Source organism: Flavobacterium xanthum (genome assembly GCF_900142695.1).
Classification (GTDB): Bacteria; Bacteroidota; Bacteroidia; order Flavobacteriales; family Flavobacteriaceae; genus Flavobacterium; species Flavobacterium xanthum.
In genome coordinates this window covers 1-16941 of the sequence record NZ_FRBU01000019.1, presented here as the reverse complement: position 1 = coordinate 16941, position 16941 = coordinate 1, and the positions used below count along the sequence as shown (strand labels likewise).

Below are 16941 nucleotides of genomic sequence, written 5' to 3'. Positions count from 1 at the left end.
CTAGCAATGAATTGCTGACGGGTCTAATTAGTACTTTTCTTAAAACATTATTCGTATTTTAAATATTTTAGAACATCAACTTTTGTTGCTTGATAGGCTTTAGACAAAATAACTATTAAAGTGAGTAACATTAAAGCCAGAAATCCAATTATAAAGGGATAAATAGAAATATCTATTCGATAAGCAAAATTCTCAAGCCATTTATTTAGCAAATAATAAACAGGAAACAACGCTATCAAAAACCCGATAATGCAATACAAAATGTATTGCGCAGACAGCTCTCTGAGTAACATATTCGTATCTGCGCCTAATGCTTTCCTAATCGCAATTTCTTTCATACGCCTTTGTATGGAGTAAGAAGCCAAAGCAAACAAGCCAAAAAGAGCAATACCAATGACAACTACATTTAGCAATGAAAAGATGTTTTTTTGTTTAACATAACCTTCATACGTTCTGGCATATTCTTTATCTACAAAATCGTATTTAAACGGGTATTCTTTATCAACTGTTCTCCAAAATTTCTCGATATTCACAATAGTATTTTCCATATTATCAGAATCCAGTTTTATGAAAACTTTGTCTATATTTCTAGCTATATCTACCGTTTTTAAATGATAAAAAACAATTGGCGGTACTTTTTCTTCAGGACTTAACAGATTAAAATCTTTAATAATACCAATAATTTTCAAATTTTTATTTCTTACTATAATTTCTTTAGCAATTGGATTTTTAATGTTCATTAATTTTAGAGCAGTTTCGTTTATCATCACTGAATTAATCGTATCCGAAGCTAGTTTTCTGTCAAAATTTCTACCTTTTGCTATTTTTATATTTAACATCTCAAACAGCCCAAAGTCTAAAGCTATGCTCTTCACTTTAAAGAGTTCGTCGTTATATAAAACAGGTGTTATTGAATTGTCTGAACCATCAAACGACATAAGACCAGTTGAAGCTTGTCTAACTCCTTTAATTTTGCTTAATTCTTGTTTTATAATGGTGTATTTATTGTAAATATGTTGTCCAACATTTTCTACTTCATAATCTGACGATGGAAAATGTAATGGTACAGAAATCACTTGGTCTCCTTTAAAACCAAGATCTTTATTGCTTAAGTATTGAACTTGTTGATATACAATGTAAGAACCAATAATAAAAAAAGTAGCAACTGCAAATTGAAAAATAAGCATTCCATTACGCAATCCTATACCGTTTTTGCTTCTTCCAAAATTTCCTTTTAATACTTTTAAAGTTTCAAAATTGGATACATAAATCGCTGGAAATATTCCTGCAACCAAAACTGTAATTATAAAAATCAGAATTAATTGCAGGTAAAATTGATTTCCTAGAAGTACAAGATTTTTGTCTAAAAAGTTGTTATAATGAGGCATAGTTAGTTCTACAATTACTAATGCTAGTAAAACCGAAAACAAGCTTATTAAAATAGTTTCAAAAATAAATTGCCTTATAATGTTGCCTTTAGAAGCACCTACAATTTTACGGACTCCAACTTCTTTCGCTCGATTTATTGCATTGGCTGTTGCCAAATTGATATAATTAACAATGGATAAAATGAGAATCAAAATGGATAAACTCATCATGATTAACAAAAATTGATAATTACCTCTACCTTCAGGATAGCTATCCGCTACACAATGCAATCTTGCTTTTGAAAGAGGTTCCATAAAAACTGTAAAATGACCGATTTTCTTAGCCATTTCCTCAGGAGTAAAGCCCGCCTCCTTTGCAACTCTTATTATAAAATCATAATTATATAGCCTTTCTAGGCTCTTTCTTGTATTCTCAATTTTTAATGGATCCTTGACTTTTATTAATAATTTAAAAGCAAAAGGAGCTGTCATATATGTCGCCGTCAATTCCTTCATTCTATTGACTACGGCATTTGGTGCTATTGATGAATTCCCAGGAATTTGATAAACGGCTCGCACAACAAACCTGTGGTCTAAGCATTTTACTTGTTTCCCGATTGGATTTTCATCTCCAAAAACTCTTTTGGCTATATCATCAGAAATAGCAATACTGGAATCATCTTTTAAAGCTGAAACAGCATCTCCCTTGATAATTTTGAAAGGGAAAAAAGAAAAGAAATTATGCTCTACATTGATGATTTTATCTATAAACTCTTTCTTTCCATTATAAATAATTTTATCCTTTTGATACCAACTGTCAGCATACATAATGCTTTCTACATTAGTGTCTTTATCTAAAACAGGTTTTAGAAATAAAGAACAATCTGACGAAGCAGGCGAATCACTTAATTTAACCAAAACCTGAAAAACAGTGTCTTTTTCAGGATTCCATTCATTGTAACTATGCTCGTCATTCCAATATAATAATGCAAAAATTAACCCCGCAATCCCAATACTCAGCCCCAAAACATTGAGAAACGAAAACAGTTTATTTTGCTTGAGGTGGTATATAAATATTTTTATCCAGTTGTGTGCCATAATTTTTAATTCGTTGATTTTGATTGCTTCGCCAGTTCGCCACTTTGGCTCGTGTGATGATTGAAATCGTAGCTTATTGAAAGAGTGTGTTGCAAAGCAATTCAAAAATGAATTCGACGATTAATAGTATCATAATTATTATATTTTAAAAACATCTACATTTCTTTGATTCATTTTTTCAGAGAAAACAACGCCATCCTTCATAAGAATGGTTCTTTGAGAAAATGACGCATCATAATCAGAATGGGTAACCATCAATATAGTTGCACCTTTGGCATGTAAGTCAGTTAGTAATTCCATAACTTCATTTCCGTTTTTACTGTCTAAATTTCCTGTAGGCTCATCAGCCAAAATAATTTTAGGATCGTTTATCAAAGCTCTCGCTACAGCCACACGTTGTTGTTGCCCACCAGAAAGTTGTTGGGGATAATGCTTCAATCGATGCGTAATGTTTAATTTTTCGGCAATTGCTTCTACTCTTAATCTTCTTTCCGAAGCCTTTACGTTATTGTAGATTAACGGTAATTCGATATTATCATAAACCGAAAGCTCGTCTATAAGGTTAAAATTCTGAAAAATAAATCCGATATTTTCCTTACGAACACTAGAACGTCCTTTTTCTTTTAGTCCAATCATTTCTTGGTTAGACAAGGTATAACTCCCGTCTGAAGCACTATCCAATAATCCGATGATATTAAGTAATGTCGATTTTCCGCAACCCGACGGGCCCATAATCGAAAGAAAATCTCCCTCATTGATTTGCAAATTTATCCCGCTTAAAGCCGAAGTTTCTAACTCTTCTGTTCTGAAGATCTTGGTTAGGTTTTGAATTGTTATCATCCTTTTATAGTTTTTTATGTTTTTGATTAAAGAACGCAGTACAGCTGCATTCCGTTTTTACTGTATATTCAGTTCTTCGACTTCTTTATAGTCGGCATAAGACGACGTTATTACTTTTTCTCCTTGTTTTAATCCTTCTAACACTTCATAATAAGAAGGATTTTCTCTACCTAATTTTATATTTCTTCTTACTCCTTTGCTTCCGTTGACAACAAATAGCCACTTTCCAGCGGTTTCCTGATTGAAACTTCCTTTTGGAATGACCAAAATTTTATTCTTTTCAGATAAAATAAGCTTCACGCCAAAACTTAATCCGTCTTGCAGTGCTAAATCTTCTTTGGAATCAAAAAGCAATTCCACCTGAAAACGACCGTTTTTAACCTCTGGAATCACTTTTACCACAGACACGACTACTGTTTTCCCCTTATATTCAATTTGGCCTTTCAACCCCACACGAATTTTTTCCAAGTAAAATTCATCTACTTGCGCGCTCAACTTGTAGCCTTCGCGAGAATCAATTCTACCAATACTTTCTCCAGCTTGAAATGTTTTTCCTAAAATAGGTTCAAATGAAGTTAATCTTCCTGAAACTGGTGCCGCAATCAAGAAGTTTTTTTTATTACTCCTTAGAATATCCAAGCTCATTTCCATCGTTTGTATCGAGCGATTAATTTGCGAAATCTGTATTTGATTAGTTTGTTTCTCCTTTTGAATACTCGTACGAATATTACTTTTACGTTCTTCTTGAAAACGCAGACTTTCCTTTATCAAATTCCAATCATTTCTTGCTATTATATCTTTCTCAAATAATTTAGCATTCATATCATACACCCTCTTAGCATCGTTATAATCATGTTCAATTATAGCCAAATCTTTAGTCAAACTCAGTTCTTGATTTCTAATATTAAGTTTACCGGTATTCAAATTATTAATTTGCTCAATGATTGCTGTTTCCTGCGTCAAGTAATGCAATTCTGTATTCGGATTGTAAATGCGTGCTAGCGGTTGTCCTTGCTTCACCATTACTCCGTTTTCAACAAAAATTTCTTTGACTGAACCACCTTCGATAATATTGACCAACACCAAATTCAATGGTTCCACTTTGGCCTGAAAAATAATAAAATCTTCAAAAAACTCTTGGCTAACTTCTTTTACCAATAGTTCATCCGCTTTTACATTTAAACTTCGCTTTTTAGATACCGAAGCATAAACAACTGCTCCAACAACTAAAAAACTCACAAATCCTATTGTTAAGTACCTAAATTTTCTATTTTTACGGGGAATAACCTTGTCCATTTTTTTTAATAATTTACTGATTATCAACACACAAAAGCATGCCAAAGGATTTATAATTCCTAAAACAATGGTTATCAACACGGTTACAAAAAATCTAAAAAATAAAATGTTCAAAAACGGACAGTCCTCCGTTCAAAAGTGAACAAAAACATATAATGATGCGAAAAAAACAAGCCAAAATACTTATTGTTGACGATCAAGAAGAAATTCTTTTTTCGGCAAAAATGATCTTGAAGAAGCATTTTGAAGAAATTTTTACAACAAATGATCCAAAAAAAATAATTACAATCCTTGGTGAAAACCAAATCGATGTTGTTCTCTTGGATATGAACTACCGCATTGGTTTTGAAGATGGACGGGAAGGCATTCACTTGCTGAAAGAAATAAAAACACTGTCGCCAAAAACAGTTGTGCTATTGATGACCGCTTTTGGCAAAATAGAAACCGCAGTAGAAGGCATGAAAATAGGTGCTTTTGATTATATTTTAAAACCTTGGGATAACGAAAAATTACTCTCCATTATAGATAAAGCCATTGTTGAAAGTCGAAAACTCAATCGAACATTAAACTCAGAACCCGCTCCTAAAAAACATTTTATTGGAAGTTCCTACAAAATAAAACAAGCGTATTCCATTGCTGAAAAAGTAGCAAAAACAGATGCTAATGTCCTTATTTTAGGAGAAAACGGAACAGGTAAATTTGTATTTGCTGAACATATACATCAGCATTCAGACCGAAAAGACAAACCATTCATTCACATTGATTTGGGTTCGTTAAGCGAAAACTTATTTGAAAGTGAACTTTTTGGCTATGCCAAAGGTGCTTTTACCGATGCTAAAACCGATACTCCGGGACGATTTGAAATAGCCGATAATGGAACTATTTTTCTAGACGAAATAGGTAACATCCCTTTGCATTTGCAATCAAAACTATTGCATGTTTTACAAACAAAGAAAGTCACCCGACTAGGCGAAAGCAAACCGCGACCATTAAATGTAAGAATCATAGCAGCAACTAACAGCGATATCAAAGCAGAAGTTGCAAACAAAACATTTCGAGAAGACTTGTTGTATCGTATTAATACCATGGAAATAAACCTGCCGCCTTTGCGAGAGCGAAAAGACGATATTACACCACTGGCGCACTTCCTTCTAAAACAATTAGGCGAAAAATACAACCAAAACGATGTCTGTTTTGACTCCAATGTCGCAGAATATATGGAACGCTATCCTTGGAAAGGAAACATTAGAGAATTAGAAAATAAGATTGAAAGAGCTTTGATTATGTCAGATCACAATACGATTTCGGTAACTGATTTAGACTTACTCAACTTTGAATACAAACTAACAACGGAGGAACATCCCTTATCTGAAATAGAAAAAAATGCTATCGAAAGATCTCTTTTTAAAAATAACGGAAACATCAGCAAAACCGCCGAAGAATTGGGTTTATCGAGAGCTTCGTTGTACCGTAGACTTGAAAAATACGATATTAAAAACAATGACTAATGAATAGCTGGAAATTTTACAATATGCTTTTTGCAAGAGTTATTATTGTCATTGTAACACTTGCTTTTTCACTTCTATTATTTGGAAACAGCTATTTGTATAGTGGCGTTCTTATTTTAGTTTTTGCTCTTTTAATCGGTGGCGAAATGTATTCGTTTATAAAAAAGAAATATAATTTTTATGACAAAACCATAATTTCGATACTTAACAACGACTTTTCTGCTAGTTTCCCTGCTGCATGCAAAGAAGGAGATTATAAAAATTTATGTCTGTTGTATGATATTCTGAAAGAGAAGCAACACGACCTAAGTTCAAAAGAATTAATATATCGCTCGATTATAAACAATATCGACACCGCTGTTATAATTTTAGAAAAAGAGCATGACAACTGGAATATTTTCCTGATGAACGATTGCTTTTCGACGCTTTTCAGTGTCCCGAAAGTGACAAATTGGATTTATCTAAAAAATTATCTGCCGTCGCTTTGCCAAGAAATTGAAAATACCGGCTTCAACGAATTAAAAATGTCCATAAACATTAAAATCGAACAGCAAGACACACAAACGTTTCTGTTGCAGACTTCGTTAACAAAATCGTTTAATAAAGACTACTTTATTATTCTGCTTGACAGCATCCAGCGCGTTATTGAGAAAAAAGAAAAAGAAGCTTGGATTAATTTGATGAAAATCATCTCTCACGAATTAATGAATTCCCTGACGCCCATTCGATCGCTTTCGCAAAATTTACTACAAATCGTAGACCAAGACCATTTAGAAACCGAAGATTTTGAAGACATCAAAAGCAGCATTTCGACCATTATCAACAGAAGTGATCATTTGCAGTTTTTTGTAGAGAACTATCGGAAGCTCGCTGCGCTTCCTACGCCAAACAAAAAACCAACTCCAATTCATTTATTGTTTGAAGATTGTCTTAAAATGATGTCTCCTATTTTCGAATCGGAAAATATAAAAATCAGCAACGAAATCGAAAAAAATAAGATAATTGACCTTGATAAAAACCAAATAGAACAAGTAATTATCAATTTGATTACCAACAGTGTTTTTGCATTAAAAGAAAAAGAGGAAAAGAGTATACACTTGACTACGGCAACACAAAATAATCGTTTTTACATCATCATATCTGATAATGGAGGAGGAATTGAAAGCGAAATTACAGACAAAATATTCCTCCCTTTTTTCACTACTAGAAAAAATGGCGCTGGTATTGGACTTACGCTTTCGAAAAATATCATAGAAGCCCACGGCGGTTATTTGAGTCATAAAACTGATTCTGACCTATCAGGAGGTAAAACGCATTTCACCATCTGTTTTATTCAAGGAAACAGTTAAAACGGGAGGGTGTTGATGCGGGAATTTAAAGGAATTACGCTTAAGATTTCAGTACAGAACAGCCGTTTTTTACTTACTAATGAATGAATGTCTCTGTTATATAAACTAGTTAATCAATTGAATTCAGATTCCTATTCAGTCATTGGCGGCTGCCAAAAATGCTTTTCGAAATCTACAATCTGGTTATCAACCACAACTATCCCTTCATTTTCTAATAATTGCTGCATGAGATTCGTTCCGTCAAAATGCAATTTCCCTGTCAGTAATCCCTTTCTGTTAACTACCCGATGTGCAGGTACATCGTCCAGATTATGCGAAGCATTCATCGCCCAACCCACCATTCTAGCTGAACGAGCAGTTCCTAAAGATTTAGCAATTGCTCCGTACGAAGTGACTTTCCCAAATGGAATTTGCCTCGCAATTGCATATACTCTTTCGAAAAAATTATCGTTTGCCATGCTTCCAAAAGGATAATAAGGGTATCTATTTTTAAGTTTTAATTTACGGAAATTACTTTAGATAATACCGTATGATATTGATCAAGGTAACTAATGATATAAATCCTGTGATGCTTCCAATAATAGTATTCATATTACGCATCAAATAATCTGTTTTATCTTGTATTTTTTGGAAAAAGGTAATATAGAAATAGAATACCAAAAAAGAACCTAATACCACTCCTGAAACAAAAATAAAAACGTGTGCAGTATCAAAGTAAAAGAGATTGTACGACGCTAAAGTTACACTTACAAAGACGTAATAAGGAATAGGAAAAAAATTCAGTGCTGAGAGCAGCATTCCGAGAAAAAAACGGGTGGAGGTACTCTTTTTTTTAATTTTACCTTTTTTCTTTTTTGGCTTTTTAGCGATCAACAAAAAATAGATTGTTAATGCTGAAAAAATCCCAAAACCTACTTCCCGCAATAAAACAATTACATCTGGTCGTTCCTTAATAAACTGGGCAAAAAATATGGCTAGTGCAGCTTGAAAGAAAATTACAATTACGGCTCCTAAGACAAACCAAAAAGCACTTCTTTTTCCTTCTTTAAGATTCACTTTGGCAGCTGTCATATTAATCAATCCCGGAGGTGTAATCCCTACGAAGGCAGTAACGAAACCCAAAAACAAGGAAGTAATTAAATTCATAGGCCAAGTGCAAAATCAAAAAAATCTATTTCAAATATAAAACTATTGTTTAATTTTGAATCGAATATACGTAATTGCTTTGTTAACTTGCAAATATTGTTTCTCATAAAAAGTTTGAAAAGCAGTCACTTCCTCTGGACTTCCTTCATTTACATATACATTATGATTGGCATACAAAACCTCGTGTCCTTCCCCATGCAACAATCCTAAAGTATAACCATGCATAAATTCACTGTCGGTTTTTAAGTTTACAACACCGTCTTTTTTAAGTACTTTTTTATACAATTGCAAAAACTCTGAATTTGTCATTCTGTGTTTTGTCCTTTTGTATTTTATTTGTGGATCTGGAAAAGTAATCCAAATTTCGTCTACTTCATTTTCAGCAAAAATATGATTGATTAATTCAATTTGAGTTCGGATAAACGCCACATTATGAAGGCCGGTTTCAACTGCAGTTTTGGCACCGCGCCAAAAACGGGCTCCCTTAATATCTATTCCAACAAAGTTTTTATTGGGATATCTTTCGGCAAGACCTACCGCATACTCTCCTTTTCCGCAACCTAATTCTAGCACTAGGGGATTATCATTTCTGAAAAATTCAGAATTCCATTTTCCTCTAAGGGGAAATAAATCTCCTACTACTTCCTCTCTAGTTGGTTGAAAAACATTTGTGAATGTTTCGTTTTCCTTGAATCTTTTTAATTTATTTTTGCTTCCCACTTTTTTACAATATTTCGGCAAAATTAAGGAATTATATAAGACCGAATGCCATCGCGGTAAAAAAATGAAAAAACGTTTTTCACCAGCATCCTATTTTCATCCTTTCAACCTATGCCCTAGTTGTTAATTCGCTTTCTATCAAGGAAATTTTTGTTTACCTTTAGATAAATAATCAGGCCATGAAAAACCTTATTTTATTTATTATACTACTGTTGTTCAGCTTTTTAAATTCTAGCGCTTTCGGTCTAAGAAACACAACAAGTAACAAACCTTCTTTGAACCTACCGCTCCCTAAAAAGAAAAACACCATCTCATATATCAAAGTGGACAGCTTAGTCATTACTAGATTTTTTAAAGTATATCCTAATTTAAAAAAACACAAATTGGATGTATTGGCTTTATACAAAAAACGAAACTACCATTCCGTGTGGTTTGACAAGGAAGGAATTATAGAGTTTGCCCATTTACTCCAAGCCAAAGTAGATCAACTCGAGCAGGAAGGCTTAAAGTCAAGCTTTGCCTACAAAGATAAAGTTGCTCTCATTTTTAATAAACAAGTAACGCCAACTCTCACTCCTACTGAAACTGAATTACTGCTATCCACAATGTTTATTTTTTATGCCAAAAAAGTTTACAAGGGCATTGATCCTGAAAAAATAAGGGAAATTGGCTGGTTTATACCCCCAAAAAACCTTTCTTACGCCACTCTACTGCAGTCTTTATTAACTGATCCACAATCATTAGAAAAAGATGATAATTTGCTATTTGGACAGTATTACAAACTCCGCGATGTGTTAAAAAAATACCAACAAATGGAACAAAATGGGGACTGGAACGTAATTGTTAAAGACTCCTCAATACGGGAATACAAACTAGGTGACACTTCCAAAACCATTGCTCAAATCAGGCAACGACTTGCTATCACTGGTGATTTAAAACAAGACTCTAAAAGCAATCGCTACGATGAAGAGCTGCTGGCTGGTATTCTAAATTTCAAAAAAAGAAATGGCTATAAATCAGATCCAATCATTACCTCAAGCCACATTCAAAGGCTAAACATTCCTATTGAAAATTATATCAAAACAATTATGGTAAATATGGAACGTTGCCGTTGGATTGCGCCAGAACTTAACAAAGCACCGGAATACATCATTGTGAACATCCCTTCTTTTAAACTATTTTTTAAAAGAGACGGCAAAACCGAATTAGAATCAAATGTTTTTGTTGGTAGTACCATGAATGAAACCGTTATTTTTAGCAGTATGATTAGTCATCTAGTATTTAGTCCCTACTGGAATATCCCAACAAGTATTGTTCAAAGCGAAATAAAAACAGCGATGGATGGAGATAAAAACTACTTAATTGATAATGACATGGAGTGGAATAAGGGTCGAGTGAGACAAAAACCAGGTCCAAAAAATCCTTTAGGAAAAGTAAAATTTATCTTTCCCAGTTCTAATGACATATACTTACACGACTCACCATCCACAACTTTATTTGAGTCGGAGTACCGCGCCTATAGTCATGGATGTATCAACATAAATAAGGCACAAGAATTGGCTTATTTAATTTTAAACAGCAATCCTGATTGGCCCGTGGAACGCATAAAGAAAGCGATGGATGGCGATAAGGAAACTACCTGCTATCTAAAAAATAAAATTCCAGTTCACTTGGGTTATTTCACTACTTGGGTCAATGATTCTGGCGAAATTAATTTTTTTAATGATATCTATTTAAGGGATGATCGTTTAGCAGAACTCCTTTTTGACAATGACTCCAAATAATACTACTGTTTCGATTTTAATGTTTTGATCATCATGTCTTCCAGTGAAGCTTTTACCTTAATCACTTCATTCGAATTTTCATTAGGTACTGTCATTGATAACACATACTGCTGTATTTTCCACTCTTTATCTATTTTTACCAAAACACCTGAACCCCGGCAAATCTTCATTTGGGTATTCAACAATTCATCGAACCAAGCTATTTTACCCGTTGCATCAGAATAAATATGCCGTTCCAAAGTAGTAAAACTCCACGCTTTACCTTTATCGAAATGTGGTTTCGCGTATGCTTGAAATGCGGTCTTATTCCAATTCTCTGTCGCATCGGTACCTATGAAAACAGCATCATCAGTCATTAAATTAAAATAGGCATTGTAATCCGCATCTGCTGCGGCTTTGTGCCATGCATCAAGCGTAGCATTGCTGTTTGCTTTTAAGCTTGCTTGATTCACCATCGTACTTTTGCAACCTGACAAAGTCATAATAATCAGTAAAATCACTATTTGTTTCATACCTTTTTGCTATTTATTCATGGTTTTTATCCCATCGGATTTTTATTTTTCCCTCTTCATCAACTGCTAGTAAATGCAATACAATTCCCTTATTTCGCTTTTCAGCTCTTTCAACTTTATCGGTGATCAACTCATCCTTTTTAGGATTTCTAAGCGGTGTCGTCAAAGCCAAATTTGTCCCTCTCCCAAAGGAATAAACACCATTCACATCCAAATTCAAAACGTTAGAGCTTACTTTCAAATCTTTTACCCCAACTAAAGCACCATTTATGTCAAAATTACCAGATAGGTTTCTAAACACAATATTATTGACGTCTCTAAACGGAAAAGCATATTTACCTATCGCAGTGATGGGTTCAAAATCAATCAATGCTCCTTGGTCTATTTTAAATTTAGCACTGCCTGCCAATGAATTTGTTTTCAATTGTCCACCAGAGAGAAGCGTTCCTTGCACCGAGGTGGAAGCGGAGAGAAACCCTTTAATGTTTTTAGGTTGAAAAGATTGAATTCCAAAATTATTCAACGAAGTCAGGAATCGGGCAATATCGACACGATTAATTTTTGTGTTTGACTGTAAAAAGAAAAGGTCATCTTTTGGGACCAATTTTCCGTCAAAGGAGATTGTACCGCCAGAACTTTGCACCCAGCCATTCTTCACGATTAACTGATTATTTACCAATAGGATGGTAGCTTTAGCATTAGTCGCCTCCAGTTTACTGTACACCATCTGATCTGCTTTCAAATTCAGCACCACTTGGCATTTATCAATTACAGCATACAATTCAGATGAAAAATCATCTTTTGTATTTTTCTTTTTAGATGCTTTTTGACCTGAATTAGTGATAATACCTACAAATTGTTTTATATCCAGAAAAGGAGCATAAATATCCCAATTGACATTCATTTTTTCAGGATTTTCATAATACAACGTCAGAAAATTATCAATTTTCCCCTCCATAAAAACCTTATTCTTACGGTCTTTGAAATTAATTTTTTTTATCAAAAGTGCTTCTTCAGTAAAATCAAGCTCAATATCTGTTTTTACGAAAGTCAAATTTCTTGGTCCATAATTTACGGTTGCATTTTTAACGTCTACATTTCCAGTAAACAATGGTTGTTGTATTTTTAAATCCAAGATATCAAATTTAAATTCCAGATTCACTTTGGCTTGACCATCAGAAAAATGGATAAAATCTTTAGTCACAATCTCATTCAATCGAGATACATTAAAATCTGATTTAAAACTTCCTGCCGCAGTTGTTTTTTCAAAATTAGAAATAATTCCGATGGGAATTTTAAAAGGAATCGTTTTGTATTTCCCTGAAAAATCGGTCAGGGTAATCGTAGAATTAACATCATTACAACCCGCTCCTTTTTTATATTGGTTGGTGAACGTTGCGTCAAAAGTACAGTCGGTAATAATCCCGTCCGGTATTTTGAGTTCATTATCCCTAATGTTTGTCTTTACAATAATTTCTGGATCTCCTTTAGCATTCATGTCCCCAATAATGGAGCAACTCACATTTATAGGGTTTTTTAAGTCAAATTGGTTAATTTTAGCACTAATATTAGCACTCAATAAAGCAGAAGCTTCGCGCCACAATATGGAGGTTTTAATGGCCATATCAAAAGGAGATTTGTTTGCATCCAAACTAAAATGAGCCTTGATATCAAAAAACTCAGGGCCAATTCCAAAATTAGTGGTGGCAATACTAATCTGGTTTTTAGAGTTGGAATAAACAACTGTCAAAACTCCTTCCACCAAACTATTCTTAATAAAACTCCCTCTTTTAGTATTGAAAGCCATGCTTTTAGCTACTGTTTTCAGATACAGGTTCGTATGCCAATTTCCGTCACTAAATGCAATTTTACTTCGTAAAGCAAGAATGTCGAAATCAAACAACTTGTTTCCCAATTGATTTTCAGAAATGAAATGAACTTGATCCATTATGATCTCATCAAAGGCTGACGTTGTAGCGCTTTTTGATTTTTTGCCTTTTGGCTTAGCCTTAAATATATGCGTGTTTACAATTCCATTTCTTCCTTTAAACAAATGCAAAGTTGCTTGCTGAATTTCGATTTTGTTGATGTTAATCTCATTTGAAAGCAAGTCCCAAAGATCAATTCTAATCTCAATTTGTTGTGCCTTGAGTAGTGTACGTTTATGAAAGACCCACAAACTATCCTTCAATTCAACTTGGCTCAACGCCAAAGTCATGTTGGGAAACCCCTTTAAGAATTTATATTTAATAGCTCCAATGTGGATTGTGCCGGTAATATTTTCGTTGATCTTAGCATTGATTTGGGTTACAATTTCTGCTTTATTAGTATTAAAATAAAGTGCCACAACCGCTGAAGATATAAAAATAAGCACAACTAATCCCGCAAAGAAATAACCAATTCTTTTGCTTACTTTCCTGAAACTTGCCGTTTTAAAATAAGTTCTTGCGCCCTGCCAAAATTGATTCATGCGTACTCCTTTACTGTTTAAAATACAAGATACTATAAAAACTGATGCTCTTATTGATTTCAAACTACAAATTACAATTCAAATTTTTACGCCACAGTTCGAGCGCAGTACTATTAATGATAAAGAACTTGGAAAAGCCCCTTATTTATTAGCGAATAACAGCTGCTTTAAAAAAGGTAGTACACTCTGAAATAAGGCTTTACCCTACAGCTATAAAAGATAAAAACAGCCAAAAATTTACAAAAACGAATACTATTTATTTCATAATTTTTGGATTAATAAAAAAATATTTGATGAAAATAATCTGCTAAACAACAATCTTTAAATCTCAAATATTTTATTATTAGATATTTATACGTTATTTTCTATTATTTACACCTCTACATAATAAGTACGTGTTCCATGTTCAATGATACAGCTCCTTTGCAACCGATACTACCGTACTTGATTTGATGTATTTTTGTACTGCCAACCATCCATTCTTCACGAATTAAAATTGAATCATGAAAAAATTATTTCCCCTATTATTCGTTGTTGTTTTTACACTACTGTTTACTGTTGTTTCTTGCAAAAAGAAAAATAAAGAGGTTGCGATGGCACCAGCGCGTTTAAACGAAATTGAAAAACCTTTTGACAGTACTCAAATTGGGACCTTCTTTGGTAAATATCCAAAGCTAAAAAACTATCGAGGCGATGTTGAGCAATTGTACCGCAAACATGAATTTCATTATATCTGGTTTGATAAGGACGGCTTAAATGAATTTGCCGGTTTGCTTTACAGCAAAGTGAATAGCATGAATCTGGAAGGAATTGAAACTGCCATTCCGTATAAAGAAAAATTAGACGACATCTACGATAATCCGGATGACAATCAAAAGGCTAGTATTGAAACGGAGTTGCTGAGTTCTGCCTTGTACTTTTTTTATGCTGATAAAGTATATGACGGAATCGACATTCAGAAAACAAAAGATTTAGGATGGTTTTTACCTCGAAAAAGACAATCTTATGTGAGTTACTTAGATTCATTGTTAATCAATCCTGCATTAATTAACAAAGAAGAAAAAGGTGTTTTGAAGCAATATTTCCTTTTAAAAGATGTTTTACAGGAATACCGCAAAATAGAAAAAAAAGGCGGATGGAAAGCAATTGCTCTTGATCCAAATGTTAAATCCTATAAACCTGGAGACAGCGCTGCTGCTGTTGCACAAATCAGAACACGTTTGTTTATCACCGATGATATGTCTAGTGATTCCAAAAGTGCCGTGTATGATTCCGAATTAGCTACTGGAATTTTGAAATTTAAAAAGAGAAGTGGCAATACCCTCAACAAAACGATTTTGCCGGAACATATTAAATATATGAACGTGCCTGTTGCGGAACGCATCAAAACCATCATGGTTAATATGGAACGTTGTCGATGGATATCCAATGATATTACTAAATCTAAAGAATTGATTGTGGTCAACATTCCTGCCTATGAACTGACTTTTTTTAGAGATGGCGAACCAGAGTTGCGTTCTAAGGTTGTAGTAGGAAAAGCAATGCACAAAACCGTAATTTTTAGTGCACCAATGAAATACATCGTGTTCCGACCTTATTGGAATGTACCAACAAGCATTCTCAAAAAAGAAATCCTTCCTGCCATTGAGAAAAATCCAAATTATTTAGAAGAACATGACATGGAATGGAAAGATAGTTATGTTAGACAGCGACCTGGACCCGAAAACTCATTGGGATTAGTAAAATTTTTATTTCCCAATTCGAATGCAATTTATTTGCACGACACCCCATCCAAAAGTTTATTTGGAAAAGAAGACCGTGCTTTCAGCCACGGATGTATTCGTGTAGCCAAGCCAAAAGAACTTGCAGCCATAATTATGAAAAATGATCCAAAATGGAATCCAGAGAAGATAGAGACCGCGATGCATGATGGAGAGGAATATTGGTACACGCTTAAAAACAAAATCCCAGTCTATATTGGTTATTTTACCGCTTGGGTAGATACGGAAGGCGTCATTCATTTTTATGAGGATGTCTATAAAAGGGATGAAACGTTAGCAACATTATTGTTTGACAAATAAGTGTTTGATTTGCTCACAAATGATAACCAAAAAAAATGACACTGCCTTATTTAAAAGTCAGTGTCATTTCTTTTTATTTACCTAAAGGTACTTGTTTAATATGTTTTCTTTTTTTCGAAAGTCGTTTCCAACACTTTTTTAATTTTGTCCAAGGCTCCGTGAAATGCTTTCTCGGTAGTATCGGCGTAATTTGTAACGGCTAAGGGCTGCATATTAATTGGTCTGGCTTCGATAAGACATCGTTTGTCATCGAGTCCAGACTTGGCACTATTTTCGTCTCCAAGATGCACTTCTAAACGGGTAATTTTATCTTCAAAACGTGCTAAAGCGGTTCCTAATTCATCTGAAATATACGCTTTCAATCGTGCGTTCCCTTCTACGTTATTGTCTGTGTTGATTTGTACTGTCATGTTTTTATTTATTTAATGATTGTCTTTCAAATTTAACGAACGAAGTTTCAAAAAACGACTGCATTAGTAAAACATTGTGAAAATTAAGGACAAAAGAAATGGATTCAAGGTAGGTTTAGAATTAAGGGATTTGCTTTATTCTCTTTTTCAAACAATTAATTATGATCGAGGAAAATAGGCCAAGTGGAACAAGATCTTCTCTTCTGCTTGCAACTTATCTACTCGATTTTTTTAGAAATAGCGCATAAAAAAACACCAATCTTTCGGAGGGCACTGAAAAACATCGTCTGTTTTGATTTGTGTCATTTTTATAGACCAAAAAAAACGCTTATAATCGAATTTTTAAGATTCGTTATAAGC

Annotated in this window: 13 protein-coding genes; 4 read left to right on the top strand and 9 right to left on the bottom strand. The window is 33.8% G+C overall.

The genetic code is table 11. The annotated features are described in order from the left end of the window. Positions 1 to 47 precede the first annotated feature (47 nt). From BUC11_RS09395 to BUC11_RS09385, 3 genes are all read right to left on the bottom strand, one after another. A complete protein-coding gene (locus BUC11_RS09395; protein WP_073353655.1) occupies positions 48 to 2465 on the bottom strand; it encodes an ABC transporter permease in 2418 nt (805 codons plus the stop codon). Between the two features lie 138 nt (positions 2466 to 2603). Continuing rightward, positions 2604 to 3305, bottom strand: coding sequence for an ABC transporter ATP-binding protein (locus tag BUC11_RS09390; RefSeq protein WP_073353581.1), 702 nt, complete (start codon positions 3303 to 3305; stop codon positions 2604 to 2606). A 57-nt stretch (positions 3306 to 3362) separates the two neighbouring features. Further along, a complete protein-coding gene (locus BUC11_RS09385; RefSeq protein WP_084129597.1) occupies positions 3363 to 4601 on the bottom strand; it encodes an efflux RND transporter periplasmic adaptor subunit in 1239 nt (412 codons plus the stop codon). A 158-nt stretch (positions 4602 to 4759) separates the two neighbouring features. Here BUC11_RS09385 and BUC11_RS09380 point away from each other — a divergent pair, with 158 nt between their 5' ends. Continuing rightward, positions 4760 to 6109, top strand: coding sequence for a sigma-54-dependent transcriptional regulator (locus tag BUC11_RS09380; protein ID WP_073353652.1), 1350 nt, complete (start codon positions 4760 to 4762; stop codon positions 6107 to 6109). Next, positions 6109 to 7458 (top strand): sensor histidine kinase, encoded by a 1350-nt coding sequence (locus BUC11_RS09375; protein ID WP_073353580.1) that lies wholly within the window; start codon positions 6109 to 6111, stop codon positions 7456 to 7458. Before BUC11_RS09380 ends, BUC11_RS09375 begins: the two co-directional genes overlap by 1 nt. A gap of 131 nt (positions 7459 to 7589) precedes the next feature. On the opposite strand, the gene BUC11_RS09370 is transcribed toward BUC11_RS09375, so the two are convergent. From BUC11_RS09370 to trmB, 3 genes are read right to left on the bottom strand one after another with little or no spacing between them, the layout of a single operon-like run. Continuing rightward, positions 7590 to 7916: an MGMT family protein gene (locus tag BUC11_RS09370; protein WP_073353578.1), complete on the bottom strand. Its 327-nt coding sequence runs from the start codon at positions 7914 to 7916 to the stop codon at positions 7590 to 7592. A 52-nt stretch (positions 7917 to 7968) separates the two neighbouring features. Continuing rightward, positions 7969 to 8604 (bottom strand): LysE family transporter, encoded by a 636-nt coding sequence (locus BUC11_RS09365; RefSeq protein WP_073353577.1) that lies wholly within the window; start codon positions 8602 to 8604, stop codon positions 7969 to 7971. 42 nt (positions 8605 to 8646) lie between these two features. Beyond that, a complete protein-coding gene (trmB, locus tag BUC11_RS09360; RefSeq protein ID WP_073353575.1) occupies positions 8647 to 9324 on the bottom strand; it encodes a tRNA (guanosine(46)-N7)-methyltransferase TrmB in 678 nt (225 codons plus the stop codon). Positions 9325 to 9503: 179 nt separating this feature from the next. Here trmB and BUC11_RS09355 point away from each other — a divergent pair, with 179 nt between their 5' ends. Then, positions 9504 to 11108 carry a L,D-transpeptidase family protein gene (locus tag BUC11_RS09355; protein WP_073353574.1) on the top strand — a complete coding sequence of 535 codons (1605 nt, stop codon included), beginning with the start codon at positions 9504 to 9506 and terminating at the stop codon, positions 11106 to 11108. Positions 11109 to 11110: 2 nt separating this feature from the next. On the opposite strand, the gene BUC11_RS09350 is transcribed toward BUC11_RS09355, so the two are convergent. Next, positions 11111 to 11620 carry a nuclear transport factor 2 family protein gene (locus BUC11_RS09350; RefSeq protein ID WP_073353572.1) on the bottom strand — a complete coding sequence of 170 codons (510 nt, stop codon included), beginning with the start codon at positions 11618 to 11620 and terminating at the stop codon, positions 11111 to 11113. Between the two features lie 13 nt (positions 11621 to 11633). Beyond that, positions 11634 to 14090: an AsmA family protein gene (locus tag BUC11_RS09345; protein WP_073353571.1), complete on the bottom strand. Its 2457-nt coding sequence runs from the start codon at positions 14088 to 14090 to the stop codon at positions 11634 to 11636. 503 nt (positions 14091 to 14593) lie between these two features. Here BUC11_RS09345 and BUC11_RS09335 point away from each other — a divergent pair. Then, a complete protein-coding gene (locus BUC11_RS09335; protein ID WP_073353569.1) occupies positions 14594 to 16171 on the top strand; it encodes a L,D-transpeptidase family protein in 1578 nt (525 codons plus the stop codon). A 95-nt stretch (positions 16172 to 16266) separates the two neighbouring features. Here BUC11_RS09335 and BUC11_RS09330 read toward each other — a convergent pair whose 3' ends face one another. After that, on the bottom strand, positions 16267 to 16581 hold the full coding sequence (locus tag BUC11_RS09330; RefSeq protein ID WP_066079491.1) for an HPF/RaiA family ribosome-associated protein: 315 nt from the start codon (positions 16579 to 16581) through the stop codon (positions 16267 to 16269). Between the last annotated feature and the right edge of the window lie 360 nt (positions 16582 to 16941).

What these genes read in the sequence shown, in the direction of transcription:
- BUC11_RS09370 (WP_073353578.1), bottom strand. Translation starts at nt 7,916, where the DNA reads ATGGCAAACGATAATTTTTTCGAAAGAGTATATGCAATTGCGAGGCAA.
- BUC11_RS09345 (WP_073353571.1), bottom strand. Translation starts at nt 14,090, where the DNA reads ATGAATCAATTTTGGCAGGGCGCAAGAACTTATTTTAAAACGGCAAGT.
- BUC11_RS09395 (WP_073353655.1), bottom strand. Translation starts at nt 2,465, where the DNA reads ATGGCACACAACTGGATAAAAATATTTATATACCACCTCAAGCAAAAT.
- BUC11_RS09335 (WP_073353569.1), top strand. Translation starts at nt 14,594, where the DNA reads ATGAAAAAATTATTTCCCCTATTATTCGTTGTTGTTTTTACACTACTG.
- BUC11_RS09390 (WP_073353581.1), bottom strand. Translation starts at nt 3,305, where the DNA reads ATGATAACAATTCAAAACCTAACCAAGATCTTCAGAACAGAAGAGTTA.
- BUC11_RS09365 (WP_073353577.1), bottom strand. Translation starts at nt 8,604, where the DNA reads ATGAATTTAATTACTTCCTTGTTTTTGGGTTTCGTTACTGCCTTCGTA.
- BUC11_RS09350 (WP_073353572.1), bottom strand. Translation starts at nt 11,620, where the DNA reads ATGAAACAAATAGTGATTTTACTGATTATTATGACTTTGTCAGGTTGC.
- BUC11_RS09385 (WP_084129597.1), bottom strand. Translation starts at nt 4,601, where the DNA reads ATGGACAAGGTTATTCCCCGTAAAAATAGAAAATTTAGGTACTTAACA.
- BUC11_RS09375 (WP_073353580.1), top strand. Translation starts at nt 6,109, where the DNA reads ATGAATAGCTGGAAATTTTACAATATGCTTTTTGCAAGAGTTATTATT.
- BUC11_RS09330 (WP_066079491.1), bottom strand. Translation starts at nt 16,581, where the DNA reads ATGACAGTACAAATCAACACAGACAATAACGTAGAAGGGAACGCACGA.
- BUC11_RS09380 (WP_073353652.1), top strand. Translation starts at nt 4,760, where the DNA reads ATGCGAAAAAAACAAGCCAAAATACTTATTGTTGACGATCAAGAAGAA.
- BUC11_RS09355 (WP_073353574.1), top strand. Translation starts at nt 9,504, where the DNA reads ATGAAAAACCTTATTTTATTTATTATACTACTGTTGTTCAGCTTTTTA.